Origin of the sequence: Streptomyces sp. NBC_00569 (genome assembly GCF_036345255.1) — a bacterium.
Taxonomy (GTDB): domain Bacteria; phylum Actinomycetota; class Actinomycetes; order Streptomycetales; family Streptomycetaceae; genus Streptomyces.
Genome location: NZ_CP107783.1, coordinates 4,464,324 through 4,490,906, shown reverse-complemented (window position 1 = coordinate 4,490,906; position 26,583 = coordinate 4,464,324). Strand labels below are relative to the sequence as shown.

Here is a 26,583-nt window from a genome sequence, read left to right as displayed (position 1 = left end):
ATCGGTGCTGTGAGCTGCGAGGATCCGGCGCCATGCGACTTGTACGACAAAACGACAAAAGAGCCGCTGAGGGGATGCCGGGCCGGGGGGCCCGTCACGCCCGTACGCGGGCCTGTCTCGCCGTTCTCGCCGCCTGCGCGGTCCTCTCCGGGTGCGCCGCGGCCGACGGCAAGAAGGCCGTCGAGCCGGCGCCCGGCCCGCAGCCCCTCCAGGCGCCGCCTGCCCGCGCCCTCGACTCCCACGCGGGCAAGATGCGTGCCGCCCGGGTCGCGATGGCCAGGAAGTGGGGCCTGTCGAAGCCGCCGCTCCTCGCGCCGCCGGCGCCCGCCGAGAAGCCCGTGATCCGGGCCCGTAAGGGCTTCGAGGTCCACGGCCAGGAGGACCTGCCGCCCGTCTTCACGACCGTGCCGACCAAGGACAAGGTCGTGTTCCTCACCATCGACGACGGCTCCGAGAAGGACCCGGAGTTCCTGAAGATGATGAGCGACCTGAAGATCCCGTACACCGCCTTCCTCAGCAACTACCTGGTGAAGGACGACTACGGCTACTTCGGGAAGATGCAGGCCCGTGGCGTCACGCTGAACAACCACACGCTGACGCACCCGTATCTGCCCGGCCTGTCCTACGCGGAGCAGAAGCGCGAGATCTGCGGGATGCAGAACATCATGCAGCGCCAGTACGGCGAGCTGCCCGCTCTCTTCCGCCCGCCGTACGGCAACTACAACCGGGACACGCTGCGCGCCGCCAAGTCCTGCGGCATCAAGTACGCGCCGATCTGGAACGAAGAGGTGTACGTCGACCACGTCGAGTGGCGCGAGGCCGACCGGGACCTGCACCCCGGCGACATCATCCTGACCCACTTCCGCGGCCGCGAGGAGTGGAAGGGCAGCATGCCCGACATGGTCCGCCTGCTCATGAAGTACGTGACCGACAAGGGGTACGCGGTGGCCAGGCTGGAGGACTACCTGTGATGCCCGTGCGGGCGCGGCGGGCCCTCGCGCGCACCGGGCCCCGGCGGCTGCTCGCCGCTGCCCTGGCCGCCGGTGTCCTCGCACCCGCGCTGCTCACCGGGTGTGCCCCGTCCGTGGACCCGATCGAGCGGCTCAGCAGGAAGGCGGCCGAGAGGGTCCGCCACTCGCACGACGCGGCACCGACGACCACACCGGCCGTCGGTCCGGGGGGTGGGTCGTGGGGTGCGCTCGGGGCCGGGACGGCGGGAGCCGGCGGGGGGCGGGTGCGCGTCGTGCCTCTTCACGCCCCCGCGCGTCACGCCACAACTCCACGTGACGGCCGTGCCCGGGACGCCTACCGCCGCTGGGGACTCTCCGCTCCGCTCGCCCCGGCGCCGAGACCCCCGGCACGCCACGCGGCCGGGGCGGGGCCGCACGCGCTCCCGCCCGTCGTGGACCACGTCCCCACCAAGGACCACGTCGTCTTCCTCACCTTCGACGACGGGGTGGACCGCGACCCGCACTTCGCCGACATGGTCCGCGACCTGCGGCTGCCCGTCAGCGTCTTCCTCACGGACGGCGTCGCGGGCCCCGGCCACGACCACTTCGGCAGGCTGCGGACCCTCGGCGCGGGCGTGCAGAACCAGACCCTGAACCACCACTTCCTGCCCTCGCTCCCGTACGCCGAGCAGCACGCCGAGATCTGCGGCCAGCAGGACCGGCTGAAGGACCGCTTCGGTACCCGCCCCCGCCTCCTCCGGCCGCCCTTCGGCGAGTACAACCAGAACACCCTGCGCGCCGCCGCCACTTGTGGGGTCGACGTCGTGGTCCTGTGGCGCGCCTCGGTGGCGAGCGGCGACCTGCGTGACGCGGACGGGGGCCGGCTGCGTCCCGGTGACATCGTCCGGGCCCAGTTCCGTGACGGCGTCGGCCCGCACGGGGCGTCGCTCACCGGGACGATGACGCGGCTGCTGCGCCTCATCCAGGCCCAGGGGTTCGCGGTGGGGAGGCTCGAGGACTACCTGTGACGGACGGGCCGAAGGGGCCGTGCGGAAGACTCGCCGTCAGTGAATTGGCACTCCGCTTGACCGAGTGCTAATCGCAGTCATAGTCTCGGCCCTGGCACTCCCCACTGGAGAGTGCCAATAGCGACGGGCAGGTCCGGCACCCGCGACGACGGATCCACCTGGTCGCCACCTCAGACAGTTAACCCCGTGATCTCCGAAGGGGGAGGTCGGATCGTGACGACCACCAGCTCCAAGGTTGCCATCAAGCCGCTCGAGGACCGCATTGTGGTCCAGCCGCTCGACGCCGAGCAGACCACCGCCTCTGGCCTGGTCATCCCGGACACCGCGAAGGAGAAGCCCCAGGAGGGCGTCGTCCTCGCCGTGGGCCCGGGTCGCTTCGAGAACGGCGAGCGCCTGCCGCTCGACGTGCAGACCGGCGACATCGTGCTGTACAGCAAGTACGGCGGCACCGAGGTGAAGTACAACGGCGAGGAGTACCTCGTCCTCTCGGCTCGCGACGTGCTCGCGATCGTCGAGAAGTAATTCACCCACTGTTTTAGTTCTGCGCCCCTGGCACCCCGCTACTCAGCTGCGACTTTTCTCAGCATGCCGGGCGTCGGGGGCGCAGTTCGTTCGAGAGGACTAACAGCTCCATGGCGAAGATCCTGAAGTTCGACGAGGACGCCCGTCGCGCCCTCGAGCGCGGCGTCAACAAGCTTGCCGACACGGTCAAGGTGACGATCGGCCCCAAGGGCCGCAACGTCGTCATCGACAAGAAGTTCGGCGCTCCCACCATCACCAACGACGGTGTCACGATCGCCCGCGAGGTCGAGATCGACGACCCGTACGAGAACCTCGGCGCCCAGCTGGTGAAGGAGGTGGCGACCAAGACCAACGACATCGCGGGTGACGGCACCACCACCGCCACCGTGCTCGCCCAGGCCCTGGTCAAGGAAGGCCTGCGCAACGTCGCCGCCGGCGCCTCCCCGGCCGCCCTGAAGAAGGGCATCGACGCCGCGGTCAAGGCCGTGTCCGACGAGCTCCTCGCGACCGCCCGCCCGATCGAGGACAAGGCCGACATCGCCGCCGTCGCCGGTCTGTCCGCCCAGGACTCGCAGGTCGGCGAGCTCATCGCCGAGGCGATGGACAAGGTCGGCAAGGACGGTGTCATCACCGTCGAGGAGTCCAACACCTTCGGTCTGGAGCTGGACTTCACCGAGGGCATGGCGTTCGACAAGGGCTACCTGTCTCCGTACTTCGTGACGGACCAGGAGCGCATGGAGGCCGTGCTCGAGGACCCGTACATCCTGATCAACCAGGGCAAGATCTCCTCCATCCAGGACATGCTGCCGCTGCTCGAGAAGGTCATCCAGGCCGGTGGCTCCAAGCCGCTCCTGATCATCGCCGAGGACGTCGAGGGCGAGGCCCTGTCGACCCTGGTCGTGAACAAGATCCGCGGCACGTTCAACGCCGTCGCCGTCAAGGCGCCCGGCTTCGGTGACCGCCGCAAGGCGATGCTCGGCGACATGGCCACCCTCACCGGTGCCACCGTCATCGCCGAGGAGGTCGGCCTCAAGCTCGACCAGGCCGGTCTGGACGTGCTCGGCACCGCCCGCCGCGTGACCATCACCAAGGACGACACCACGATCGTCGACGGTGGCGGCAACAAGGCCGACGTCGAGGGCCGCGTCAACCAGATCAAGGCCGAGATCGAGAACACGGACTCCGACTGGGACCGCGAGAAGCTCCAGGAGCGCCTCGCGAAGCTCGCCGGCGGCGTGTGCGTGATCAAGGTCGGCGCCGCCACCGAGGTGGAGCTCAAGGAGAAGAAGCACCGTCTGGAGGACGCCATCTCCGCGACCCGCGCCGCGGTCGAGGAGGGCATCGTCTCCGGTGGTGGCTCCGCTCTGGTGCACGCCGTCAAGGTCCTCGAGGGCAACCTCGACAAGACCGGCGACGAGGCCACCGGTGTCGCGGTCGTGCGCCGCGCCGCCGTCGAGCCGCTGCGCTGGATCGCCGAGAACGCCGGCCTCGAGGGCTACGTCATCACCTCGAAGGTCGCCGAGCTCGACAAGGGCCAGGGCTTCAACGCCGCGACCGGCGAGTACGGCGACCTGGTCAAGGCCGGCGTCATCGACCCGGTCAAGGTCACCCGCTCCGCCCTGGAGAACGCCGCGTCCATCGCTTCGCTGCTGCTCACGACCGAGACCCTGGTCGTCGAGAAGCCGGCGGAGGAGGAGCCCGAGGCCGCCGGCCACGGGCACGGCCACTCCCACTAGTGCACTGAGCCACTGAGTCACTGGTGCACTGAGTCACCGGTGCAGAGCCGGTCCGACCGGCTCTGCACCGTACGAGGCCCGGTTCCGCGTTCTTCGCGGGGCCGGGCCTCGGCGTGTGCGGCGCCGGGTCCGGGCCTGAGCGGTCAGGACTCGAGCTGATCGAGCGCGCCGAGCTGGGCCATCAGCCCCAGCCGGTCGATGTTCCACCAGCCCTCGACGATCTTCCCGTCCTCCTGGAACCGGAAGATGGTCGCGCCGGTCATCGTGACCTGCTTGCCCGTCGCCGGAATGCCCATGAAGTCGCCGTTGTGGTCGCCCTTGAAGGTCCACCGCGTGCACACCCGGTCGCCTTCGGTGATCTGGTCGTCGATGATGAAGTCGAGGTCGAACCCGCCGCGGTACATCTCGATCTCGCGCCGCATCGCGTCGAGACCGATGGTGTCCGTCACGTTGCCGGGGTCGTGGTCGTGGTAGTCCTCCGCGAGCAGGCCGTTGAGCGGCGGCAGTTCACCCTCGATGGCGACCGTCTCGAAGAACCGGCGCGCGTTGCCCGCGTACAGCTGCTCGTCCCGCACCACCTCGAGGTCGGTGAAGGTGGGCATCTCGTCGCAGAGGGCGACCATCTCCCGGAAGATCGTGTCGGTCTCCGGAAGGTTCGAGTTCCGCATCGCCTCCTCGTACGACGGGAACTCCACGATCTCGATGAAGTGCGACGCGTCGGACCGGTCCTTGCCGACGAAGCTGTGCGTCGCGGTCCGCTTCCCCTTGGTCCGCTCCGCCCATGTGTCCATGAGCCGGTTCATCTCGTCGAATCGGCTGGTCTTGCAGTCGATCAGTTGCACGAACGTCATGACGCCCCTTCCGGCCCCCCTGCGTAAGGTCCGGACAGCTCCATCCTCCCACCGCCGTGTAACGACCCGGCGGGAGCGGGAACGGGAACGGGTGAGTCGGGTCGGGCGGGACCGAGGCCCCGCCCGACCCGACCCGGACCCGCCTCGGCCCCGTACTCGGCGTGCCTTACTCGCCGTGCCTTACTGCGGCCCGTACTTGCGCCCTGTCTTCGCCGTGACGCCGCCGAGCAGCCCGCGAGGCGCCAGCTTCACGACGCCCATCAGCGTCTTGTACCGCGGATCCGGGATGGACAGCGACTTGCCGCGCGCCAGATCGGCGAGCGCCGCCGCCACCAGCTTGTCGGCGTCGAGCCACATCCAGTTGGGGATGTTGTCGGTGCCCATGTCGGCCCGCTCGTGGAACTCCGTACGGACGAACCCCGGGCAGAGCGCCATCAGCCGCACACCGCTGCCCGCCAGGTCCCGCGCCGCGCCCTGCGTGAACTGCACGACCCACGCCTTCGACGCGCCGTACGTCCCGCGCGGCACGAACGCCGCCACCGACGCCACGTTCACCACGCCGCCCCTGCCGCGCTCACGCATCGGCGCCACCGCGGCGGACGTGAGCCGCAGGACCGCCTCGCAGTGCACTTTCAGCATGGTCAACTCGTCAGCGAGCGGGACCTCCAGGTACTGGCCCTTGTTGCCGAAGCCCGCGTTGTTGATCAGCAGGTCCACGGGACGCTTGCGGTCGGACAGCCGTGCCTCGACCGCGCCGATACCCTCGTCGGTGGCGAGGTCCGCCGTGAGCACCTCGGCCTCGACGCCGTGCCGGTCGTGGAGCTCGGTGGCCTGCTCCCGCAGCCGCTTGGTGTCACGCGCCACCAGGACGAGGTCGTGGCCGTCCGCGGCGAGCCGGCGCGCGAACGCGGCACCGATCCCCGAGGTGGATCCCGTAATCAGAGCGGTAGTCATGGGGCAAGGCTAGTGACCGCCGTGGGCGACCGCGCTCGGGAGTCCCCGCGCGTTGGCCCTTGTCCACGACCACGAACTGCCCCGTCACACCGCTGCCCTCGGGGGAGAGCGGACGGCGGCGGACAGGTACGGAGTGTCGGGAAGGAGCATCCACGCACCACCCCTTTGTGTTCTGGTGTCGGCAACTTGCCTACATGTACGGGCAGTTCGGGTAGTCGCGGGAGTCGTCCGCGATGTGGTGGGGGTGGCGCGGGCAGGAAGCTCGACGCATGTCCCGCTTCAAGCGCGTTCTCCGCGTGGCCGGTTCGGCCGTCACCGTCGTGGCGCACGCGACCAGTTGCGCAACCGGCGCGCGGACCGGTTCCGCAACCTCCGTGCGGACAACGACCGCTGGGGTCGCGCGCCCGAGCCCGTGACCGCCGCGCGGCCCGGGTCCGCTCCGCCTCTACACCGCGTCCCCGCCCCCGTACTTCGCCACGTACGTACGAGCGGCCTCGACTGCCTCGGGGGCGAGCGCGTCCGCCGCGACGAGCAGCCGCGGGAGCAGGCCGCGGTCGGTCGTGACGGCCCGGAACTGGAACGCGACGGTCACCTCGTGGTCGGGCCGGTGCACGATCTCGATCGTGTCGCCCGCCCGGATCGCGCCCGGCTCGATCACTCGCAGATACGCGCCAGGTGCGGCCCGCGCGGTGAAGCGCCTGACCCACCCCTTCTCGGCGAGGTGGCCCTGGAACGTGCGGCAGGGGATCCGGCCCGAGGCGACCTCGAGGACGAGGTCGGGGCCGACGCGCCAGCGCTCGCCGATCTTCGCGCCCGACACGTCGACGCCCTCGGTGGTGAGGTTCTCCCCGAACGAGCCGTTGCGCAGAGCGTGGCCGAGCGTGCCCTGCCACTCGTCGAGGTCCTCGCGGGCGAAGGCGTAGACCGCCTGGTCGTCGCCGCCGTGATGGCGCATGTCGCACACGGCGTCCCCTTCGAGACCGCTGGCGCCGATCCCCTTGGGCCCGGGCGCCGCCACCCGGACGGGGCCCGGCACCGGCCGCTTGTCGATACCGGTCACGCCCTCGGCCTGGTCGGTGTGCTCGCTGGCCTCGGGGCGACCCACGTTCAGAGACAGAACCTTCATGACGGCACGCTAAGCGACAGGGCGCCAAAGCGTCGACGCATTATTTCCCGTTGCATCCAAGGCTCCCTTATGCTTGGGGAATGATCGAGGCCCGTCATCTCCGTGTCCTGCGCGCCGTGGCCGCCACCGGTTCCTTCTCGGCGGCCGCCCGCGAACTCGGCTGCACCCAGCCCGCGGTCAGCCAGCAGATGAAGGCCCTCGAATCCTCGGCGGGCACCCCGCTCCTCATCCGTACGGGCCGCGAGATGCGACTCACCCAGGCGGGTGAAGCTCTGGTGCGACACGCGGCGGGCATCCTGGCCGGACTGACCGCGGCGGAGGAAGAGGTCGCCGCCATCGCGGGCTTGCGCGCGGGCCGTGTCCGGCTCGTCTCGTTCCCCAGCGGCAGTTCCACGCTCGTCCCCACGGCGCTGGCCGCCCTGCGCGCCGCGCACCCCGGCACCCGCGTGTCCCTCGTGGAGGCGGAGCCTCCGCGCTCGGTCGGGATGCTGCGAGAGGGCGACTGCGATGTGGCCCTGGCCTTCCGTTACGAGGGGGCTCAGGCCGCGGAGGACTGGGACGACCTCGTCGTCCGTCCGCTGCTGGCCGACCGCCTCGTCGGCCTGGTCCCTGAGGGGCATCGGCTGGCCAAGTCGGACGCGGTCTCCATCGGTGAGCTGGCCGACGAGCCCTGGATCGCGGGCTGCCCGCGCTGCCGCCGGCAGTTGGTGGAGGTCTGCGAGGGCGCGGGATTCACACCGCGCATCGACTTCGCGACCGATGACTATCCGGCGGTGATCGGCCTGGTCGGTGCAGGCCTCGGTGTGGCGGTCCTGCCGGAGCTCGCCATCGAATCCGTACGTCCCAAGGGTGCACGCACGGTGACGGTGGAGCCGGCTGTGCAGCGCGAGATCGTCGCCCTCACACTGCCCGACCTGGCCCAGGTGCCGGCCGTGGCAGCCACGCTCGACCACCTGGCGCGGGCCGCGGCCCGCTGATCGGGCCCTTGCAGGCCCACGGGCACGTCACTGCGTGCCTTAGAGAAACGTTCCTTCAGCTGTTCAGCCCGGGTGGGGCGCCGCCCGCCGGTGCCGGTGCGGCGGCTACGAGCCGATTGCGGGCGCGACCCATGAGCTCCTCGCGCTCGTCCTCGGTCAGCCCGCCCCACACGCCGTACGGCTCGCGCACCTGGAGCGCATGAGCAGCGCACTCCGCGCGCACCGGACACCTCATGCAGACCTCTTTGGCCGAGTTCTCGCGGGCACTGCGCGCCGCTCCCCGCTCCCCCTCCGGATGGAAGAAGAGCGAACTGTCCACCCCGCGGCAGGCCGCGAGGAGCTGCCAGTCCCACAGATCTGCGTTCGGTCCGGGAAGGCGGGAGAAATCTGCCATTGCTGTGTCCCCTTGTAGCCGTTCTGACGCGGGAAGGTGCCCAAGAACCGTACATCTACTGTCTAAGGAGATGAAAATATGACTCATTGCGAATCTAGCCTCAGACACCACTGAAAGTGAAGAAAAAGAGCTAAATGGGGCATGGGTTGTGGTGAAACCTTGTGAGTCGCTTGCGCCGTCTGCTCTGTGTCCGGTCCCTCACGTAGAGTGCCGAAGCAGACCGTCGAACCCGTAACTCTTTCGGGTGACCGTCGTTGAGAGTGCGGAGGCGGTTGAAAGAACAAGCGCTCGGGCATCTGTCCGAGAGCGTCGACCGCACAGGTGACGATTCGTACCAGCCTGGAGGCCCAAGGTGACGCGCATCAGCTGCGGAGGACGGTCATGACATCCGTCCTCGTCTGCGACGACTCCCCGCTTGCCCGAGAAGCGCTCCGCCGCGCGGTCGCGACCGTCCCCGGCGTAGAGCGCGTGACGACCGCGGCCAACGGGGAGGAAGTCCTGCGCCGCTGGGGCGCCGACCGCTCGGACCTGATTCTGATGGACGTACGCATGCCCGGTCTGGGCGGCGTCGAGACGGTCCGGCGGCTGCTGTCCGCCGATCCCGGTGCGCGCATCATCATGCTCACCGTGGCCGAGGACCTGGACGGTGTCGCGCTCGCCGTCGCCGCCGGTGCCCGCGGCTATCTGCACAAGGACGCCTCGCGTGCCGAACTGCGTGCCACGGTCACGCAGGCGCTCGCCGACCCCACCTGGCGGCTCGCGCCGCGCAGACTGCGGTCGGCCGAGATGGGTGCGGCGCCGACGCTCACCGCGCGTGAGATCCAGGTGCTCGAGGGCATGAGCCACGGCCGGTCCAACGCGGAGATCGGGCGCGAGCTCTTCCTCTCCGAGGACACGGTCAAGACGCACGCACGCCGCCTCTTCAAGAAGCTCGGCGCCTCGGACCGTGCGCACGCCGTGGCGCTCGGTTTCCGCTGGGGCCTGGTCCGCTAAGGCGCACGGTGCGCCGCCGCGGGGGCACAGCGATCCCCGTCCGCTCCAGGGCGGACGGGGCTGCGGACGGCCGCCGGTCCTCGTTTCGCCGGACATGCCGCATCCTTGAGTTGTGGAGTTCCTCAGGGACGAGTCGGCCGAGCGGAAGGGGAGGGCGCACGAGATGACTTCCGGCGCACCTGCTCATAACGCTTCAGTGCACAACTACGGACGCGGTGCCACGGACCGGACGCCGCCAAGGCACCATGGACCGATGCGCGACGACGAGGCAGCCGGCCGGGGGGCCATCGGTGCACTGGTCCACAGCGCCGTCGAGGGCGACGAGCAGGCCACGCACGACCTTCTCGCGCACGTCCACCCCCTCGCGATCCGTTACTGCCGCAGCCGTCTGACCCGACTGCCGGGTGACGCACGGCACTTCGTGGAAGATCTCGCGCAGGAAGTCTGTGTCGCGGTGCTCCTCGCGCTGCCGCGCTACAAGGACACCGGGCGCCCCTTCGAGGCGTTCGTCTTCGCCATCGCCGCGCACAAGGTCGCGGATCTGCAGCGCGCCGCCATGCGGCATCCCGGTTCCACCGCCGTGCCCTCCGACGAGATGCCGGAGCGGCCCGACGACTCGCTCGGACCGGAGGAGCGGGCCCTGCTCAGCAGCGATGCGGAGTGGGCGAAGAAGCTCCTCGCCAACCTTCCGGAGAACCAGCGCGAGCTGCTGCTGCTCCGGATCGCCGTCGGCCTCACCGCCGAGGAAACCGGACAGATGCTCGGCATGTCGCCGGGCGCCGTCCGCGTCGCCCAGCACCGCGCGCTCAGCCGGCTGCGGGCGCTCGCCGAGCAGTGAGCCGAGCACGCCGAGAAAGCCGAGTGCCGAGGCGAGCGGCGGGCCGTACGCCGAGCCGGGCGTGAGTCGAGCCGAGCAGCCCGAAGACCGGGGCGAACACCGAGCCGAGCGGCGAATCGTTGTAGTGAGACGCGCCACGTGTGCCTGAGGCGCACCAAGGGCGGCCCGCGGTCTGCGCACGTGTGAACGTACAAATCTGCTCGGTGATCTTGATCGTGGAATGAGACACCTCCGGATCCCGTTAGCATGGACATCCGCACCGATCAAGGCCATTTGGGGAAGGTGTCATGACTGCAAACGTCGACGGAGTGCCCGAGAAATTCGCGACACTCGGGCTGACCTACGACGACGTGCTGCTGCTGCCGGGCGCGTCCGAGGTCCTCCCGAACGCGGTCGACACCTCGTCCCGCATCTCCCGCAACGTGCGCGTGAACATTCCGCTGCTGTCGGCGGCGATGGACAAGGTCACCGAGTCCCGCATGGCGATCGCCATGGCGCGGCAGGGTGGCGTCGGCGTGCTGCACCGCAACCTGTCGATCGAGGACCAGGTCAACCAGGTCGACCTCGTGAAGCGTTCCGAGTCCGGCATGGTGACGGACCCGATCACCGTGCACCCGGACGCGACGCTGGCCGAGGCCGACGCGCTGTGTGCGAAGTTCCGCATCAGCGGCGTTCCGGTGACCGACCCGGCGGGCAAGCTGCTCGGCATCGTCACCAACCGCGACATGGCGTTCGAGTCCGACCGCAGCCGGCAGGTGCGCGAGGTCATGACGCCGATGCCGCTCGTGACCGGCAAGGTCGGCATCTCCGGCGTCGATGCCATGGAGCTGCTGCGCCGCCACAAGATCGAGAAGCTTCCGCTGGTCGACGACGCGGGCGTCCTCAAGGGCCTCATCACGGTCAAGGACTTCGTGAAGGCCGAGCAGTACCCGAACGCCGCGAAGGACGCCGAGGGCCGCCTCCTCGTCGGTGCCGCGGTGGGCGCCAGCCCCGAGGCCCTGGAGCGCGCTCAGGCGCTGGCCGAGGCGGGCGCGGACTTCCTCATCGTCGACACCTCGCACGGACACAACAGCAACGCGCTGAACTGGATGGCGAAGATCAAGTCCAGCGTCGGCGTCGACATCATCGGCGGCAACGTCGCGACGCGTGACGGCGCGCAGGCCCTGATCGACGCCGGTGTCGACGGCGTGAAGGTCGGTGTGGGCCCCGGCTCCATCTGCACCACGCGCGTCGTCGCCGGTATCGGTGTCCCGCAGGTCACCGCCATCTACGAGGCGGCTCTCGCCGCCCGCGCCGCAGGCGTCCCGGTCATCGGTGACGGCGGTCTGCAGTACTCCGGTGACATCGGCAAGGCGCTCGCCGCCGGTGCCGACACGGTCATGCTGGGCAGCCTCCTCGCGGGCTGCGAGGAGTCCCCGGGCGAGCTGCAGTTCATCAACGGCAAGCAGTTCAAGTCGTACCGCGGCATGGGCTCCCTCGGGGCGATGCAGTCCCGCGGGCAGGGCCGGTCCTACTCCAAGGACCGCTACTTCCAGGCCGAGGTCGCCTCCGACGACAAGCTCGTGCCCGAGGGCATCGAGGGCCAGGTGCCCTACCGCGGCCCGCTGGCCAACGTGCTGCACCAGCTCGTCGGCGGTCTGCGCCAGACGATGGGCTATGTGGGCGCCGCCTCCATCGACGAGATGGAGACCAAGGGCCGCTTCGTGAGGATCACGTCCGCGGGCCTCAAGGAGAGCCACCCGCACGACATCCAGATGACGGTCGAAGCACCGAACTACAGCCGCAGCAAGTAGCCGCAGACAGTCCAGGACAGGGTCAGGGGCGGTCCCGGGGTTCCCGGGGCCGCCCCTGGCGCGTATGTCGGGGATACTGGAAGGCGCTGAAACGCAGAGGGAAAGGCCACACACGTGACTGAGATCGAGATCGGGCGCGGCAAGCGCGGCCGCCGGGCGTACGCCTTCGACGACATCGCCGTCGTACCGAGCCGTCGTACGCGCGACCCGAAGGAGGTCTCGATCGCCTGGCAGATCGACGCCTACCGTTTTGAGCTGCCGTTCCTGGCGGCTCCCATGGACTCGGTCGTCTCGCCGGCCACCGCCATCCGGATCGGGGAGCTCGGTGGCCTCGGCGTGCTGAACCTCGAGGGCCTGTGGACCCGCTACGAGGACCCGCAGCCGCTGCTCGACGAGATCGGCGAGCTGGACACGGAGAGCGCCACACGCCGCCTCCAGGAGATCTACGAGGCTCCCATCAAGGAGGAGCTGATCGGGCAGCGCATCAAGGAGGTGCGCGACTCCGGTGTCGTCACCGCCGCCGCGCTCTCGCCGCAGCGCACCGCCCAGTTCTCCAAGGCCGTCGTGGACGCGGGCGTCGACATCTTCGTGATCCGGGGGACCACCGTGTCCGCCGAGCACGTCTCCGGTGCCGCCGAGCCGCTGAACCTGAAGCAGTTCATCTACGAGCTGGACGTGCCGGTCATCGTGGGCGGCTGCGCCACGTACACCGCCGCGCTGCACCTGATGCGCACCGGCGCGGCCGGTGTGCTCGTCGGCTTCGGTGGCGGCGCCGCGCACACCACGCGCAACGTGCTCGGCATCCAGGTGCCGATGGCGACCGCCGTGGCCGATGTGGCCGCCGCCCGCCGCGACTACATGGACGAGTCCGGCGGCCGGTACGTGCACGTGATCGCCGACGGTGGCGTGGGCTGGTCCGGCGACCTGCCGAAGGCCATCGCCTGCGGCGCCGACGCCGTGATGATGGGCTCCCCGCTGGCGCGCGCCACGGACGCGCCCGGCCGCGGTCACCACTGGGGCATGGAGGCCGTCCACGAGGACGTGCCGCGCGGCAAGAAGGTCGACCTCGGGACCGTCGGTACGACGGAGGAGGTCCTCACCGGGCCGTCGCACACCCCGGACGGTTCGATGAACTTCTTCGGCGCCCTCAAGCGCGCCATGGCGACGACCGGCTACAGCGAGCTCAAGGAGTTCCAGCGGGTCGAGGTCACGGTGGCGGACTCGCAGCACCGCCGCTGACGCAGCACCACGTGGAAGGGGCCCGCACCGTTTCGGTGCGGGCCCCTTCCACGTTGAGGGCCGTCACAGCTCTACGGATCTACGGAGAGCGGCTTCACAGGCGGTGGGCCGCGCCCGTCGGGGTGGCGCCCCTGGTGTCCAGGAGGAGCTGGGCCTTCACGGACAGGCCCTGGAGGTCGTACGTGCGGTGCGGCTGGAGCAGGATCGTCAGGTCGGCGTCCGCGGCGGCTTCGTAGAGGAAGTCCGCGCGGGGGACCGGGTGGCCGAGGACGTTCCACGACGGGATGTGCGGGTCGTGGTAGCTGACCGCCGCGCCCAGCTGCATCAGCCGGGTGGCGATCTCCTGGGCGGGGGTGCCCTCCAGATCGGCGACATCGGGTTTGTACGTGACGCCGAGGAGCAGGACGCGGGCGCCCCGGGCGGACTTGCCGTGTTCGTTGAGCAGGGTGGCGGCGCGCTGGATCACGTACTGGGGCATGTGGTGGTTGACCTGCTGGGCCAGTTCCACCATGCGCAGGGGGCGGACCGGGAGGGGTGGGCGTGAGAGGTCCTGGGGGACTCCGTGGCCGCCGACGCCGGGGCCGGGACGGAACGCCTGGAAGCCGAACGGCTTGGTCTCGGCGCAGCGGATGACGTCCCACAGGTCGACGCCCAGGTCGTGGCAGAGGACGGCCATCTCGTTGACCAGGGCGATGTTGACGTGGCGGTAGTTGGTCTCCAGGAGCTGGACGGTCTCGGCCTCGCGTGGTCCACGCGCGCGAACCACCTTGTCGGAGAGGCGGCCGTAGAAGGCGGCGGCGGACTCGGTGCAGGCGGGGGTGAGCCCGCCGATCACCTTGGGGGTCGTGGCGTACGCGTGCGTGCGGCTGCCGGGGTCGAGGCGGCCCGGCGAGTAGGCGAGGTGGAAGTCGCGGCCGGCGCGCAGCCCCGAGCCGTCCTCCAGGAGAGGGCGCAGGACGCCTTCGGTGGTGCCGGGGGCGACCGGGGTTTCGATGATCACCGTGGTGTGGGGACGCAGACGGGCGGCGAGGGCGCGCGTCGCGTCGGTGAGCTGCGTGAGGTCGAGGGAGCGGTCCGCGCCGAGTGGCGCGGGGGCGCAGATGACGGCGGTGCGGACGCGGCCGAGTTCGACGGGGTCGCCGGTCGGCCGGAAGCCCCCCGAGAGCATCCGGCGGATGTCGGCGGCGGTCATGGTTCCCTCGGCGCCGTCGGCGGGGAGCCGGCCGGCCGCGAGGTCGGTGGCGCGTACGGGGTCGTAGCCGATGGTCGCGATGCCGGTGGCGACGGCGGCCTGGGCGAGGGGCAGGCCGAGGTGACCGAGTCCGATGACGGCGAGATCTGCGGGCATGGCGGTGAGCCGTCCTTCCCAATAGCCGGAGCGGGAGGAGAGCGCAAGCCCTGTGGACAAGATGGGCGAGCGCAATGTCAGACTAGGAGTAAATATGACCGTTATGCGGTATTGCCTGGCCGGGAATCCCGGAGTGTTGTCCACAGGCTGCGGGTGAGTGGTGGCTGAAGTCGGGCACGGCGGTCAGAATCGGTGCATGGGTGATGAGAGCCGGGGCGCATCAGACAGGTGACGCCGGTGGGACCGACTGGACCGACGCCGACTGACCGACAGCGGGAGGTAGCAGTGAGGACAGCGACACTGGGACCGGCGGAGCGTGCCGAGGCGCTCGCGGGAATGGCCGAGCGGGAGCTGGACATCCTGGTCGTGGGCGCGGGGGTGGTCGGCGCGGGCACCGCGCTCGACGCCGCGACCCGGGGTCTGTCCACCGGCCTGGTCGAGGCGCGGGACTGGGCCTCCGGCACATCGAGCCGGTCGAGCAAGCTGATCCACGGCGGGCTCCGGTATCTCGAGATGCTCGACTTCGCGCTCGTACGCGAGGCGCTGAAGGAGCGCGGGCTGCTCCTGGAGCGGCTCGCCCCGCACCTCGTGAAGCCGGTCCCGTTCCTGTATCCCCTCCAGCACAAGGGCTGGGAGCGGCTGTACGCGGGCTCGGGCGTCGCCCTGTACGACGCGATGTCGATGGCGCGCGGGCATGGGCGCGGGCTGCCCATGCACCGCCATCTGAGCCGGCGTCACGCGCTGCGCGTCGCGCCCGCGCTCAAGAAGGACGCGCTCGTCGGCGCCTTGCAGTACTACGACGCGCAGATGGACGACGCGCGGTATGTGGCGACGCTGGTGCGCACGGCCGCGATGTACGGGGCGAAGGTCGCCAACAGGGCGCGTGTGACCGGGTTTCTGCGGGAGGGCGAGCGCGTCGTCGGCGCCCGCGTCGAGGATGTGGAGGGCGGCGGGGAGTACGAGATCCACGCCCGCCAGATCGTGAACGCGACGGGTGTGTGGACGGACGACACCCAGGCGATGGTGGGTGAGCGCGGCCAGTTCCACGTACGCGCGTCCAAGGGCATCCACCTCGTCGTGCCCAAGGACCGGATCAACTCGACGACCGGGCTCATCCTGCGCACCGAGAAGAGCGTCTTGTTCGTGATCCCGTGGGGGCGCCACTGGATCGTGGGCACCACGGACACGGAATGGGACCTCGACAAGGCCCACCCCGCTGCCTCCAGCGCCGACATCGACTATCTGCTGGAGCATGTGAACTCGGTGCTCGCGGTGCCCCTCACGCGCGACGACGTCCAGGGGGTCTACGCGGGCCTGCGGCCCCTGCTCGCCGGTGAGTCCGACGCCACGAGCAAGCTCTCGCGCGAGCACACGGTGGCGCACCCCGTGCCGGGGCTCGTCGTCGTGGCGGGCGGCAAGTACACGACGTACCGGGTCATGGCCAAGGACGCCGTCGACGAGGCGGTGCACGGGCTCGACCAGCGGGTCGCCGACTGCGTCACCGAGGACATTCCGCTGATCGGGGCCGAGGGCTACCACGCGCTGTGGAACGCGCGGGCGAGGATCGCCGCGCGGACCGGGCTCCATGTGGTGCGGGTGGAGCATCTGCTCAACCGGTACGGGTCGTTGGCGGAGGAGGTGCTCGACCTGGTGGCCGCCGACCCCGGGCTCGGCGCGCCCCTCACCGGCGCCGACGACTATCTGCGGGCCGAGGTCGTGTACGCCGCCTCGCACGAGGGGGCGCGGCATCTCGACGATGTGCTGACGCGGCGCACGCGGATCTCGATCGAGACGTTCGACCGGGGGACTCGGTGTGCGCGTGAGGCGGCGGAGCTGATGGCTCCGGTGCTCGGCTGGGACAAGGACCAGATCGAGCGGGAGGTGGAGCACTACGACAAGCGGGTGCAGGCCGAGCGGGAGTCTCAGCGTCAGCCGGATGACCTCTCGGCCGATGCGGCGCGACTGGGGGCGCCGGATATTGTGCCGCTTTGATGTGGGCGGGGCTGATTGTGCGGGTCTGACTGTGCGGGGCTGACTGTGCGGGGTGGATGGGTGGGCGGGGTTGCGCTGGGGGCTGTGCCCCCAGGCCCCCCTTTCGCCCTGCGGGCTCGTCCTCAAACGCCGGACGGGCTGAGCGGTGCGCCCATCTCCTCAGGTGACACCGGGCTGAGTGAAGGGTGTGCTCGGCCTCAAGCGCCGGACAGGCTGAGACGGTGGGCCCGTCTCCTCAGGTGACACCGGGCAGGGTGACGGATGCGCTTGGCTTCAGGCGAGGGACGCGCCGGGTGGTGTGCTCGGCTTCAGACGGCGGACGCGCCGAGTGGTGTGCTCAGCCTCAAACGACGGACGCGCTGAGTGGTGTGCTCGGTCTCAGTCGTTTGTTCCGCTGGTGGGTGTGGGTGGGCAGAACTCTGCCGTCAGTAGGCGGCGTTCCAGTTCGGGGGTGTTCTTCGCGGTGTCCGTGTTGGTGCGGAACGTGATCACTCTTGACGCCGTTCTCGTGGTCGCTGTGCGGACGTAGCTGCCCTCGATTCGGCCGTTGTGGCCCCATATCGTCATTCCGCAAGGGAGTTTCGTGGGGTAGAGGCCCATGCCGTAGCGGCCTTGCGCGGTGCGGGTGTTGAGCATCGTGCGGAGTTGGCCCGGAGGGAGCAGGCGGCCCTTCAGGAGGGCCGTGTAGAAGCGGTTCAGGTCGGCGAGGGTGGAGATCAGTTCGCCTGCGGCGCCGGCCACGCGCGGGTTCAGAGTGGTGACGTCGTCGCCTGTCGCGTCGTACGCGCGGCCGTGTGGCGTGGGCAGTGTGGTGCGGGCGCCGGGGAACGACGTGCCGGTGAGGCGGAGCGGTTCGATGATGCGGCGGCGGGCCTCGGTCGCGTACGAGTGGCCCGTGACCTGGCCTATGACCATGCCCAGCACGACGTAGTTGGTGTTCGAGTACGACCAGTGGTCGCGCGGGCCCGGCGGGTCGGCCTCGGCCAGTTGTACGGCCGTTCGGGGAGATACCGGGATCGTGCCATGCGTGCGCGCCGTGAAGTCGGGCAGGCCACTGGTGTGAGTGAGAAGCGAGCGGAGGGAGACGGAGTGGTCACGCAATAGACCGGGGAGGTGGCCGTCCACCGTGTCCGAGAGGCGCAGGCGGTGTTCGGCGGCGAGTTGCAGCACGACCGTCGCGATGAACGACTTCGTGATGCTCCCGGCCCGGAAGTGGTCGGTGCGGCGGATCGTGGGGCCGGTGCGTACGAAGCGCGTCGTCCTGCCCTCGCGGGCGAGCAGCGCCGCGGCGGGGGCCTTGCCCTCCGTGACCAGCAGCGGAAGAGTAACGTCCGTGGCCGGGGCCGCGAGTGTCGTGGAACTGCCCGGAAACATACAGAAGAGGGTCGCTGCCAGGGGTATGGCCAGCAGTGTCCGAAGTACGGGCATGACGGTCCCTCCGTGTGTGCGGTCCATCATGCGGGACGGCCGACCCTGGGCGTGGAGTGGTCCTCGGGTAAGGGACAATGAAGGCTCTGTCAGGGCGGGTTGCAGAGGGGACGCATGTCGGAGGCGGAGCAGGCGGGCACAGCTCGTCAGGACAAGAGTGCACGTCTCCTCGCCGGGCGCTACCGGCTGGGAGAAGTCCTCGGCCGCGGCGGCATGGGCACCGTGTGGCGGGCGAAGGACGAGACACTCGGCCGGACGGTTGCCGTCAAGGAACTGCGGTTCCCGTCGAGCATCGACGACGAGGAGAAGCGGCGCCTGATCACGCGAACGTTGCGTGAGGCGAAGGCGATCGCGCGCATCCGTAACAACAGCGCGGTGACGGTCTACGACGTGGTCGACGAGGACGACCGGCCGTGGATCGTGATGGAACTCGTCGAGGGCAAGTCCCTCGCTGAGCAGATCCGTGAGGACGGCCTGCTGGAGCCGCGGCGCGCCGCCGAGGTCGGGCTCGCGATCCTCGACGTGCTGCGCGCCGCGCACCGCGAGGGCATCCTGCACCGCGACGTGAAGCCGTCGAACGTGCTGATCGCCGAGGACGGGCGCGTCGTCCTCACGGACTTCGGCATCGCCCAGGTCGAGGGCGACCCCTCGATCACGTCCACCGGCATGCTCGTCGGCGCGCCCTCGTACATCTCGCCGGAGCGGGCGCGCGGGCACAAGCCCGGCCCCGCCGCCGACCTGTGGTCGCTCGGCGGACTGCTGTACGCGTCGGTCGAGGGCGTGCCCCCGTACGACAAGGGGTCCGCCATCGCGACCCTGACGGCCGTCATGACCGAGCCGGTCGACCCGCCCAAGAACGCGGGGCCGCTGGAGAAGGTCATCTACGGGCTGCTCGCCAAGGACCCGGAGCAGCGGCTCGACGACGCCGGGGCGCGGGCCCTCCTCAACGACGTCCTGCACGCTCCCGAGCCCAAGGACGAGGAACCCGAGCCGGTCGACGCGACCAAGGTCGTGCCGCTGCCGCCCATTCCCGAACAGACGCCCAAGGCGCCCAAGACGCCCAAGGTGCGCTTCAGCAAGGGAAGTTCGGCGGCGGGGGCTGCGGCAGGGTCTTCAGCTGCTTCCGTGAGTCCCGCGGACGCCGGTGACGGCACCGGCGGGGGCAAGAGGGGCGAAGAAGCCGCCGAGAAGCTGCGCGGTGCGCTGCGGTCGGTGCGCAAAGCCGCCGCCGCTGCGACTGCGGCCGGTGCGGCCGGCAAGAGCGGCGGAGCCGCGTCCGGCGATACGGCGGAGGCCTCCGCGCATCCCGCGGTCGGGCAGGGCGGTTCGGGTGTTCCGGCGCAGCCCGCCGGGCAGCCGCGTACGCCGGCGACCCGGGCCTCGCTCACGGACGTGGTCCCGCGGCGCACCCTCGTGATCGTCGCGGTGCTTGTCGCGCTCGCCGTGATCGGCACCGTCATCGGCATCGCGTTCAGCGGTGGCGACGACGGCGGTTCCGCCAAGGGCGGCGACAAGTCCGCCTCCGCGGGAGCGACCGGAGGCAGTGGCACAGGCAGCGGCAGCGGTGGCACGGACAAGGGCAGCGGGTCCGGCAGCGGCAACGACGCGGCTCAGGACGGCGGCAAGGGCTCCGACAAGGGCCAGGGCTCCGGCTCGGACACCGACAAGGGCGGCGACAAGGACAGCGACGCCGGCCAGGGCGCGTCGCCCGGCAGCACCAGCGGCGGCAGCGGGGTCCCGGGCGGCAGCGGCGCCGCCTCGACGTACAAGCACGACCAGGGCTTCTCCATCGGGCTCCCGAAGGGCTGGAAGTACAGCTCGACGAGCGCGGCGGGGGCCCGCTTCGTGGGTCCCGACGGGCAGAAGCTGCTCGTCGGCTGGACGACGACGCCCAAGTCGAACCCGGTCCAGGACTGGCGCAACCAGGAGCAGTACATGCGCCGCTCCCAGTACGACCGGATACGCATAGCGGCCGTCGACTTCCGCGGCTGGAACACGGCGGACTGGGAGTTCACGTACGTCGACGGAGGCACCAAGTACCGCTCGATCGACCGCGGTTTCGTGGTCAACAGCGGTCTCGGGTACGGCCTGATGTACACGGCCAAGGCCGCCGACTGGGACGGTGCGCAGCGCAAGGCCGCCTGGCAGACGTTCACCAAGACGTTCAAGCCGAAGTCCTGAGCCTGAAAGCAGTCCGGCACGTATCGTGAGTGCTTGCGGACCGTGCGCAGCCGTAACGGGAAGCATCACTGCGCACAACAGGGCGCAAAACGAACGGAATTGACCACCGGGCGGACAGGGGGACGCGTCGTGGAGGACTATGCCGGCCGAGTGCTCGCCGACCGTTACCGCCTGCCGCTGTCGCCGGCCGACGCGTACGAGTTCGCCCAGACGCGGGCGTTCGACACCTACAGTGGCCAGGAAGTCCTGATCAGGCAGGTGCCGTTACCCGAGGTCGTCGAGGCCGAGGTGCTCGACGCCGAAGGGCTCCCGGACGGGTTCGTACCGCGTGAGTCGCGTGGCCGGCGCGAGCGGGGGGACGCGGCGCGGACCACGCGGAGGCCGGCGGATCCCGCGGTGCGCCGCGCCATCGAGGCCGCGCAGGCCGCCGCCCAGATACCCGACCACCCAAGGCTCGACCAGGTCTTCGACGTGTTCGCCGAGGGCGGTTCGCTGTGGATCGTCAGCGAGGTCGTCTCCGCACGGCCGCTCGCCGCGCTCCTCGCCGAGGAACCGCTGTCCCCGTACCGGGCGGCCGAGGTCGCGTCCGACGTCCTCACCGCGCTGCGCGCGCTGCACGCCCACGGCTGGGTCCACCGGAACATCACCGCCCGCACGGTCCTCGTGTGCGACGACGGCCGGATCGTGCTGACCGGACTCGCTGCCGGTGCCGCGGAGGAGGCGCTGTGCGGCTATGACCCGACGCCGGCGCCTCCCGCTGCCCCGGCACCCCAGGAGCCGCAGCCTTCGGCGCCCGCGCCTCCCTACGCCCCTCCCGCCGCCTTTGCGCCCGCGCCGTCCCGGCCCGCCGCTCTCGAGGCCGGGAGTGACCCGCGGGCCGCGCGCGCCGGGGCGATAGCCGCGTACCGGGCGGGTGCGCGGGCCGCCGCGCGCGGGGGCCTGGACACGGACGGGACACCGGGGCCGCCGCAGCGCGGGCCGGGCGCGGAGCACGGGGGCGAGTCCGGCACCGGTGCGAAGGACGGCGGTGCGCACAGCGGCGGCGCGGAGCCCGGCCGGATCGACGACCCCTACGGCGTACGCGGCTCCGCCGGGCGTCCCTGGCACGGGGCGATCCCGCGGCCCGGCATGGAGCAGCCCGAGCCGAGCGCTCCCGCCCCCGAGACTCCCGCTCCCGCGCCCGGAGCGCCCGGGGCCACGCGTTGGGACCAGCTCATCCCCGCGCAGCAGCAGGCGGCCCCGGCGGCCGGGCGCGGGCCCACCACCGCCCTCGCCGCCGACCGTGCGCGGCAGGCGCGGATGACCGTCGTCGGGCCCGTCACCGAGCGCTGGGCGCCCGAGCAGGCGGGGCCCGTCCACGAGAACTGGCAGCTGGCCGCCCCGATCGGCCCGGCCACCGACCTGTGGGCCCTCGGCGCCCTCCTCTTCCGCGCGGTCCAGGGGCATGCCCCGTACCCGGAGGAGAACACCGGCGAGCTGGTGCAGATGGTGTGCGCCGAGCCGCCCGCGTTCGCCGAGGAGTGCGGGCCTCTGCGGCCCGTCGTCGAGTCGCTGCTGCGTCAGGACCCCACGGAGCGGCTCGACTTCGAGGAGCTGCGGGGGTGGCTCAGGTCGCTGGTGCGGTCCGCGCCGGAGCCGGAGGCGGGTACGAACGTCGTGGCCGCGCCCCCCTTCGACGCCACGCGGCTTCCGGTCGTACGGCGCCGGGGCGAGCTCGTGCGCAGGCGCCGCAGGCGCTCCGCCGCCCAGGCCGGGGCCGGGCACGCGCGGCACAAGCGGGCCAAGGCGCATCCGCAGCAGGCCGAGCGCCACATGCAGGCCGAGCGCCGCACGCGGCCGGAGCGGGGCTCGCCGGAGCGTCGCACCCCGTCGGACGGGCAGTCCAGGAAGCCCCGTTCGCTCGGCCGCACCCTGCTCGTTCTCGTACTGCTCGGCCTGGCCGCGGCGGTCGCGTACGCCGTGGTCTTCATGCCGAAGGCCGAGCCGAGCGACGGCACGCCGGGGGAGGGCGCGAAGGATCACGCGGGTGCCACCGGCGGCGGCCGGCCCGCGCCGGAGGGCGGCAGGTCCACACCGGCGCCTTCGGCGGGCGAATCCACCGGGGGCCAGGGGAAGAACGGCGGCAAGAGCTCGTCGACCCCGGCCGCCACCGATCCGCAGACCGACTCGTCCGAACCCGAGGTCGCGCAGGGCTTCACCCTGCGCAAGGACCCCGAAGGGTTCCGCGTCGCCGTCGCCAAGGGCTGGAACCGGCAGGGCAGGAACGGACAGGGACAGGTCCTCTACACGCACGGCGACTTCGAGCTCGTCGTCGTCCCGGGCCGCGACAGCACGTCCGCGTACGGCAGCGACCCGATGACGTACCAACGGGAGAAGGAAAGGGAGTTGCAGCCGTTCCGCGACTCGACGTGGGCGACGTCCAGCGGGATGCGCCGGATCGACGTGGGCGGGCGGGCCATGGCCGAGGGCCAGTTCACCTGGCAGAACTCGGCGGGCCGCGAGACGTACGTACGCAACCTCGCGATGATCGTGGGCGGCCGGTACCACGTGGTGCAGCTGCGGGGCCCCGAGGCCGAACGCGACGAGGTGACGCGCCTGTACGAACAGGCCTCGGCGACGTATCGGAGCACGGGCTGAGGCAGCCTCCGGTGATGTGTCGGAGCACCGGCTGAGGCAGCGTCCTGTGACGATGTCGGGGCGCGGGCCGAGACAGCGTCCGATGACGTACAGGTGCACGGAATGCACCCAGTTGATGACCTGTCGGCTCCCGTCCCGACAGGCGACAAGCGTCACAGTGCGGTCTCCGTGCACCCCCGCCGGTTCCCTGTACCTTGGCCGCTCCCTAATGTGGCTCTGTCAAGGCCATGAGCGGCCGTGGCACGACCAATGCGCCTGCGGGGGAACGTGAATCAGATGCAGGGCCTGCTCCTCGCGGGCCGCTACCGACTCGGTGACTCGATCGGACGCGGCGGCATGGGCCGGGTGTGGCGCGCACACGACGAAGTGCTGCACCGCGCCGTGGCCGTAAAGGAACTGACGGCGGCCCAGTACGTGCAGGAGGCCGACCGCGCCGTGCTGCTCACGCGGACACAGACGGAGGCGCGGGCCGCCGCCCGGATCAACCACCCGGCGGTCGTCACCGTTCACGACGTGCTGGAGCACGACGACCGTCCGTGGATCGTGATGGAGCTCGTCGAGGGTCCCTCGCTCGCGGACGCCGTGAAGGAGTCGGGCCGTATCCTGCCGCGCGAGGCCGCCCGTATCGGCCTGTGGACGTTGCGGGCGCTGCGCGCCGCGCACGCGGCCGGGGTGCTGCACCGCGACGTGAAGCCGGGCAACGTCCTGCTGGCCCGCGACGGACGGGTGCTGCTCACGGACTTCGGCATCGCGCAGGTCGAGGGCGACTCGACGATCACGCGGACCGGCGAGATAGTCGGCTCGGTCGACTATCTGGCGCCCGAGCGGGTCAGCGGCGCGGCTCCCGGACCCGCGTCCGACCTGTGGGCGCTCGGCGCCACGCTGTTCACGGCCGTCGAGGGGAAGTCCCCGTTCCGGCGCACGTCGCCGATCAGCACGATGCAGGCCGTCGTCGAGGACGAGCCGGGCGAACTCACGCACGCGGACGCCCTCGCGCCCGTCATCCAGGCGCTGTTGCGCAAGGACCCGGCGGCGCGTCCGTCCGCCGACGAGGCCGAGACGATGCTCGCCGAGGCCGCCGAGGGGCGGCGGTCCAGCGCTGCGCAGGCCTACGTGCCCACGCAGGTGCATGTCGCGTCGCCACCGACGCCCCCGGAGAAGTCGACCGCGATAGGCGTGCATCACGCCGTCATGCCGACGGTCCCCGCAGCAGGTCGCCGGAAGTGGCCGCGTGTCGTCGCCGTGGCGCTGGCTGCCGCGCTCGTCGGCGGCGGCGGGACGTTCGCCGCGAACCACTACCTGAGTCACCGGACCTCGTCGAACACGAACTCCGGCAAGGACCAGGCAACGAGTACCTCGTCGGGTTCCGGCAGCGGCGGGCACAAGGCCGGGAGCATCCCGGACGACTGGGTTCGCATCGACGACGTCGAGGGCTACAGCCTCATGCTCCCGAAGGGCTGGAAGCGGCAGGCGGACGGCTCCCAGGTCGACTACACGCCGGACGGCGGCGCCCACTTCGTGCGGATCGCGGTCGACAAGTCCCCCGACTGGCCTGACTCCTACCACCACCAGCTGGACCTGGAGCGGCAGGTCACGAAGCTGCCCGACTACCAGCAGGTCAACCTGCAGTCCAACACGTACCGTGACCGGCCGGGATCCCTGTGGGAGTTCACCTGGACCGCGGGCAACAAGGACACGACGTCGGGTCCGCGGCACGCCATCGAGCAGACGTACGTCGAGAACGACGGCACCGAGTACGCCATCTATCTGTCCGTGCCGTCGGCCGACTGGGACGAGGCGCGGCAGCAGTTCGACGCGATCCTGCGGAGCTGGCAACCGTAGGCATCCCCTGGTGTGCGGGCGCCGCCTGCGGTTTCGTTGATCCTTTGACGGCCCGGAGCACACCTCTCCGGGTCCCGTTCCGTGCGGCATGATGGAACGCATGGGGACCGAGTGGGAGGACAACGTCCGTGTGATCGCCGGGCGTTACCGGCTCGAGGCGCGTATCGGCCGGGGCGGAATGGGCGTCGTGTGGCGCGCCTCCGACCAGCTGCTCGGGCGGCACGTCGCGGTCAAGGAACTCGTGCTCGACGAGACGCTCTCCGCCGACGAGGCCCGCCGCCAGAAGGACCGCACCCTGCGCGAGGCCCGCGCGGTCGCCCAGCTCAGCCACCCGAACGTCATCGTCGTCCATGACGTCGTGGAACACGGTGAACGTCCGTACATCGTCATGGAGTTGATCGAGGGCGGCTCGCTCGCCGACCGGCTCTCGCGGACCGGTCCCGTCGACGCGCGGGAGGCGGCCCGGATCGGGATCGCGCTGCTCGGCGCGCTGCGGGTCGCGCACGCGGCGGGGGTGCTGCACCGCGATCTGAAGCCGGCGAACGTGCTCGTCGAGGCGGGCAGCGAGCGGGTCGTGCTCACGGACTTCGGGATCGCGCAGGTCAGCGGCGCGACGACACTCACGGAGACGGGTTCCTTCGTCGGCTCGCCCGAGTACACGGCGCCCGAGCGCATGGCGGGGGAGCGGACCGGGCCCGAGTCGGACCTGTGGTCGCTCGGCGCGATGCTGTGCGCCGCACTGACGGGCGAATCACCGTTCCGGCGCGACTCGCTGGGCGGGATCATGCACGCCGTGGTGGTCGGCGAGATCATTCCGCCCGCCGAGGCCGAGCCGCTGCTGCCCGTCGTACGGGGACTGCTGGAGCGCGATCCGGCGCTCAGGCTCGGCCTGGACGAGGCCGACCGGCTCCTTCGCGCGTACGTCGCCACGGGCACGACGCCGCGGGCCGTGGCCGGCTACACGCCCACCGCCCGGAACACCCCCACGGCGCCTGCTGCGGAGCCCACGCAGAAGCGTTCGCCCCGGGTCGTTCTCGCGGCCGCCGCGCTCGTCGCCGCGATGGCCGGGGCCGGCGTCTCGGCGGCCGCGCTCCTCGTGAACGGCGGCGACGGCGGCGGCACCCACCGCCCCACGGCGTCCGCGCCGGGCCCCACGGGCGACGCGGCGTCCCCCTCGGACTCGGCCCCGGAGCCCCGCCCGACGGTCACGGTCACGGAGCGGCAGACCGGCACGCGTCCGGCGTCGCCCGCCGGTTACCGCACGGCCGTCGACCCGGAGGGGTTCTCCCTGGCCGTGCCGGACGACTTCAGCCGCAAGCCCGACGGACCCCGGATCTTCTACATGTCGCCGGGCGACACGTTCAGGATCGGCATCAAGGCGGCCGCCCCCGACCCGGGCGGGCCCGGCGCGGTGCAGCGCCGCTCCGACGCGAAGGGACCCGCCAACAACCCGGGCTATCGCGACGGTTCCGTCACCGACACCACCCACGGCGGCCGGCCCGCCGCGCTCTGGCGGTTCACGTGGAACGGCTTCAGCACGGCGGAGGGCGCGAGACACACGTACGACCTGTGCTGGGAGCAGGGCGGCCGGATGTACGACGTGTGGGTGTCGGCGCCGGTCGGGCGGATCACGGAGGCCAAGCGGTACTTCGACACGGCGGTCGCCACCTTCGTGCCCTCCGGCGGCTGAGGCATCGGGGCGGTCACAACTGCGTGACCGGAGTGGATCCGGAGGTGTCCCGCACGGTAGGCAT

The 26,583-nt window shown here is 71.0% G+C and carries 20 protein-coding genes; 14 read left to right on the top strand and 6 right to left on the bottom strand.

The annotated features are described in order from the left end of the window. Nucleotides 1-32: 32 nt before the first annotated feature. From OHO83_RS20040 to groL, 4 genes are all read left to right on the top strand, one after another. Nucleotides 33-971 carry a polysaccharide deacetylase family protein gene (locus tag OHO83_RS20040; protein WP_389571940.1) on the top strand — a complete coding sequence of 313 codons (939 nt, stop codon included), beginning with the start codon at nucleotides 33-35 and terminating at the stop codon, nucleotides 969-971. Then, nucleotides 971-1,978, top strand: coding sequence for a polysaccharide deacetylase family protein (locus tag OHO83_RS20035; protein ID WP_266673412.1), 1,008 nt, complete (start codon nucleotides 971-973; stop codon nucleotides 1,976-1,978). Before OHO83_RS20040 ends, OHO83_RS20035 begins: the two co-directional genes overlap by 1 nt. Before the next feature lie 213 nt (nucleotides 1,979-2,191). After that, nucleotides 2,192-2,500: a co-chaperone GroES gene (gene groES / locus OHO83_RS20030; RefSeq protein ID WP_073810087.1), complete on the top strand. Its 309-nt coding sequence runs from the start codon at nucleotides 2,192-2,194 to the stop codon at nucleotides 2,498-2,500. A 110-nt stretch (nucleotides 2,501-2,610) separates the two neighbouring features. Beyond that, complete coding sequence (groL, locus tag OHO83_RS20025; protein ID WP_266673414.1) at nucleotides 2,611-4,236, top strand: chaperonin GroEL; 1,626 nt, start codon at nucleotides 2,611-2,613, stop codon at nucleotides 4,234-4,236. A 143-nt stretch (nucleotides 4,237-4,379) separates the two neighbouring features. Here groL and OHO83_RS20020 read toward each other — a convergent pair whose 3' ends face one another. The 3 genes from OHO83_RS20020 to OHO83_RS20010 all read right to left on the bottom strand — a co-directional run bounded on the left by OHO83_RS20020 (nucleotide 4,380) and on the right by OHO83_RS20010 (nucleotide 7,167). Continuing rightward, nucleotides 4,380-5,087 carry an ester cyclase gene (locus OHO83_RS20020; protein WP_266673416.1) on the bottom strand — a complete coding sequence of 236 codons (708 nt, stop codon included), beginning with the start codon at nucleotides 5,085-5,087 and terminating at the stop codon, nucleotides 4,380-4,382. A gap of 180 nt (nucleotides 5,088-5,267) precedes the next feature. Next, nucleotides 5,268-6,041, bottom strand: coding sequence for an SDR family NAD(P)-dependent oxidoreductase (locus OHO83_RS20015; RefSeq protein ID WP_266673418.1), 774 nt, complete (start codon nucleotides 6,039-6,041; stop codon nucleotides 5,268-5,270). A 445-nt stretch (nucleotides 6,042-6,486) separates the two neighbouring features. Beyond that, entirely contained in the window at nucleotides 6,487-7,167 is a 681-nt protein-coding gene (locus OHO83_RS20010; RefSeq protein WP_266673420.1) for an MOSC domain-containing protein, read from the bottom strand. Between the two features lie 80 nt (nucleotides 7,168-7,247). On the opposite strand from OHO83_RS20010, the gene OHO83_RS20005 reads away from it, so the two are divergent. After that, on the top strand, nucleotides 7,248-8,144 hold the full coding sequence (locus tag OHO83_RS20005; RefSeq protein WP_266673422.1) for a LysR family transcriptional regulator: 897 nt from the start codon (nucleotides 7,248-7,250) through the stop codon (nucleotides 8,142-8,144). A gap of 55 nt (nucleotides 8,145-8,199) precedes the next feature. On the opposite strand, the gene OHO83_RS20000 is transcribed toward OHO83_RS20005, so the two are convergent. Then, entirely contained in the window at nucleotides 8,200-8,538 is a 339-nt protein-coding gene (locus tag OHO83_RS20000) for a WhiB family transcriptional regulator (protein WP_266673424.1), read from the bottom strand. 381 nt (nucleotides 8,539-8,919) lie between these two features. On the opposite strand from OHO83_RS20000, the gene OHO83_RS19995 reads away from it, so the two are divergent. The 4 genes from OHO83_RS19995 to OHO83_RS19980 all read left to right on the top strand — a co-directional run bounded on the left by OHO83_RS19995 (nucleotide 8,920) and on the right by OHO83_RS19980 (nucleotide 13,401). Continuing rightward, complete coding sequence (locus tag OHO83_RS19995) at nucleotides 8,920-9,531, top strand: response regulator transcription factor (protein ID WP_003948568.1); 612 nt, start codon at nucleotides 8,920-8,922, stop codon at nucleotides 9,529-9,531. 253 nt (nucleotides 9,532-9,784) lie between these two features. Then, nucleotides 9,785-10,369, top strand: coding sequence for a sigma-70 family RNA polymerase sigma factor (locus OHO83_RS19990; RefSeq protein WP_116510977.1), 585 nt, complete (start codon nucleotides 9,785-9,787; stop codon nucleotides 10,367-10,369). A gap of 287 nt (nucleotides 10,370-10,656) precedes the next feature. Continuing rightward, nucleotides 10,657-12,162 (top strand): IMP dehydrogenase, encoded by a 1,506-nt coding sequence (gene guaB, locus OHO83_RS19985; protein ID WP_266673426.1) that lies wholly within the window; start codon nucleotides 10,657-10,659, stop codon nucleotides 12,160-12,162. A gap of 114 nt (nucleotides 12,163-12,276) precedes the next feature. After that, nucleotides 12,277-13,401, top strand: a complete 1,125-nt coding sequence (locus OHO83_RS19980) for a GuaB3 family IMP dehydrogenase-related protein (protein WP_116510973.1) — start codon at nucleotides 12,277-12,279, stop codon at nucleotides 13,399-13,401. A gap of 94 nt (nucleotides 13,402-13,495) precedes the next feature. Here OHO83_RS19980 and OHO83_RS19975 read toward each other — a convergent pair whose 3' ends face one another. Then, a complete protein-coding gene (locus OHO83_RS19975; protein ID WP_266673429.1) occupies nucleotides 13,496-14,749 on the bottom strand; it encodes a nucleotide sugar dehydrogenase in 1,254 nt (417 codons plus the stop codon). A 285-nt stretch (nucleotides 14,750-15,034) separates the two neighbouring features. Here OHO83_RS19975 and OHO83_RS19970 point away from each other — a divergent pair, with 285 nt between their 5' ends. Next, a complete protein-coding gene (locus OHO83_RS19970; protein ID WP_266673431.1) occupies nucleotides 15,035-16,741 on the top strand; it encodes a glycerol-3-phosphate dehydrogenase/oxidase in 1,707 nt (568 codons plus the stop codon). Nucleotides 16,742-17,119: 378 nt separating this feature from the next. On the opposite strand, the gene OHO83_RS19965 is transcribed toward OHO83_RS19970, so the two are convergent. After that, complete coding sequence (locus OHO83_RS19965) at nucleotides 17,120-18,169, bottom strand: serine hydrolase domain-containing protein (RefSeq protein WP_405635536.1); 1,050 nt, start codon at nucleotides 18,167-18,169, stop codon at nucleotides 17,120-17,122. Nucleotides 18,170-18,283: 114 nt separating this feature from the next. On the opposite strand from OHO83_RS19965, the gene OHO83_RS19960 reads away from it, so the two are divergent. The 4 genes from OHO83_RS19960 (at nucleotide 18,284) to OHO83_RS19945 (ending at nucleotide 26,519) form a co-directional block, all read left to right on the top strand. Further along, nucleotides 18,284-20,350 carry a serine/threonine-protein kinase gene (locus OHO83_RS19960; protein ID WP_266673435.1) on the top strand — a complete coding sequence of 689 codons (2,067 nt, stop codon included), beginning with the start codon at nucleotides 18,284-18,286 and terminating at the stop codon, nucleotides 20,348-20,350. Between the two features lie 129 nt (nucleotides 20,351-20,479). After that, nucleotides 20,480-22,987 carry a protein kinase gene (locus tag OHO83_RS19955; RefSeq protein WP_266673437.1) on the top strand — a complete coding sequence of 836 codons (2,508 nt, stop codon included), beginning with the start codon at nucleotides 20,480-20,482 and terminating at the stop codon, nucleotides 22,985-22,987. Nucleotides 22,988-23,263: 276 nt separating this feature from the next. After that, the gene (locus OHO83_RS19950; RefSeq protein WP_266676555.1) at nucleotides 23,264-24,829 is read left to right on the top strand and encodes a serine/threonine-protein kinase; all 1,566 of its coding nucleotides are present in this window, start codon (nucleotides 23,264-23,266) and stop codon (nucleotides 24,827-24,829) included. A gap of 100 nt (nucleotides 24,830-24,929) precedes the next feature. Continuing rightward, entirely contained in the window at nucleotides 24,930-26,519 is a 1,590-nt protein-coding gene (locus tag OHO83_RS19945) for a serine/threonine-protein kinase (protein ID WP_266673439.1), read from the top strand. Nucleotides 26,520-26,583: the final 64 nt, after the last annotated feature.

Bases quoted from the DNA above. Each gene is read 5' to 3' on its own strand.
- OHO83_RS20005 (WP_266673422.1), top strand. From the start codon at position 7,248: ATGATCGAGGCCCGTCATCTCCGTGTCCTGCGCGCCGTGGCCGCCACC.
- OHO83_RS19995 (WP_003948568.1), top strand. From the start codon at position 8,920: ATGACATCCGTCCTCGTCTGCGACGACTCCCCGCTTGCCCGAGAAGCG.
- OHO83_RS19990 (WP_116510977.1), top strand. From the start codon at position 9,785: ATGCGCGACGACGAGGCAGCCGGCCGGGGGGCCATCGGTGCACTGGTC.
- OHO83_RS20040 (WP_389571940.1), top strand. From the start codon at position 33: ATGCGACTTGTACGACAAAACGACAAAAGAGCCGCTGAGGGGATGCCG.
- OHO83_RS20015 (WP_266673418.1), bottom strand. From the start codon at position 6,041: ATGACTACCGCTCTGATTACGGGATCCACCTCGGGGATCGGTGCCGCG.
- OHO83_RS19975 (WP_266673429.1), bottom strand. From the start codon at position 14,749: ATGCCCGCAGATCTCGCCGTCATCGGACTCGGTCACCTCGGCCTGCCC.
- guaB (WP_266673426.1), top strand. From the start codon at position 10,657: ATGACTGCAAACGTCGACGGAGTGCCCGAGAAATTCGCGACACTCGGG.
- groL (WP_266673414.1), top strand. From the start codon at position 2,611: ATGGCGAAGATCCTGAAGTTCGACGAGGACGCCCGTCGCGCCCTCGAG.
- OHO83_RS20010 (WP_266673420.1), bottom strand. From the start codon at position 7,167: ATGAAGGTTCTGTCTCTGAACGTGGGTCGCCCCGAGGCCAGCGAGCAC.
- OHO83_RS19950 (WP_266676555.1), top strand. From the start codon at position 23,264: ATGCAGGGCCTGCTCCTCGCGGGCCGCTACCGACTCGGTGACTCGATC.
- OHO83_RS20020 (WP_266673416.1), bottom strand. From the start codon at position 5,087: ATGACGTTCGTGCAACTGATCGACTGCAAGACCAGCCGATTCGACGAG.
- OHO83_RS19945 (WP_266673439.1), top strand. From the start codon at position 24,930: ATGGGGACCGAGTGGGAGGACAACGTCCGTGTGATCGCCGGGCGTTAC.
- OHO83_RS20035 (WP_266673412.1), top strand. From the start codon at position 971: ATGCCCGTGCGGGCGCGGCGGGCCCTCGCGCGCACCGGGCCCCGGCGG.
- OHO83_RS20000 (WP_266673424.1), bottom strand. From the start codon at position 8,538: ATGGCAGATTTCTCCCGCCTTCCCGGACCGAACGCAGATCTGTGGGAC.
- OHO83_RS19965 (WP_405635536.1), bottom strand. From the start codon at position 18,169: ATGCCCGTACTTCGGACACTGCTGGCCATACCCCTGGCAGCGACCCTC.
- OHO83_RS19960 (WP_266673435.1), top strand. From the start codon at position 18,284: ATGTCGGAGGCGGAGCAGGCGGGCACAGCTCGTCAGGACAAGAGTGCA.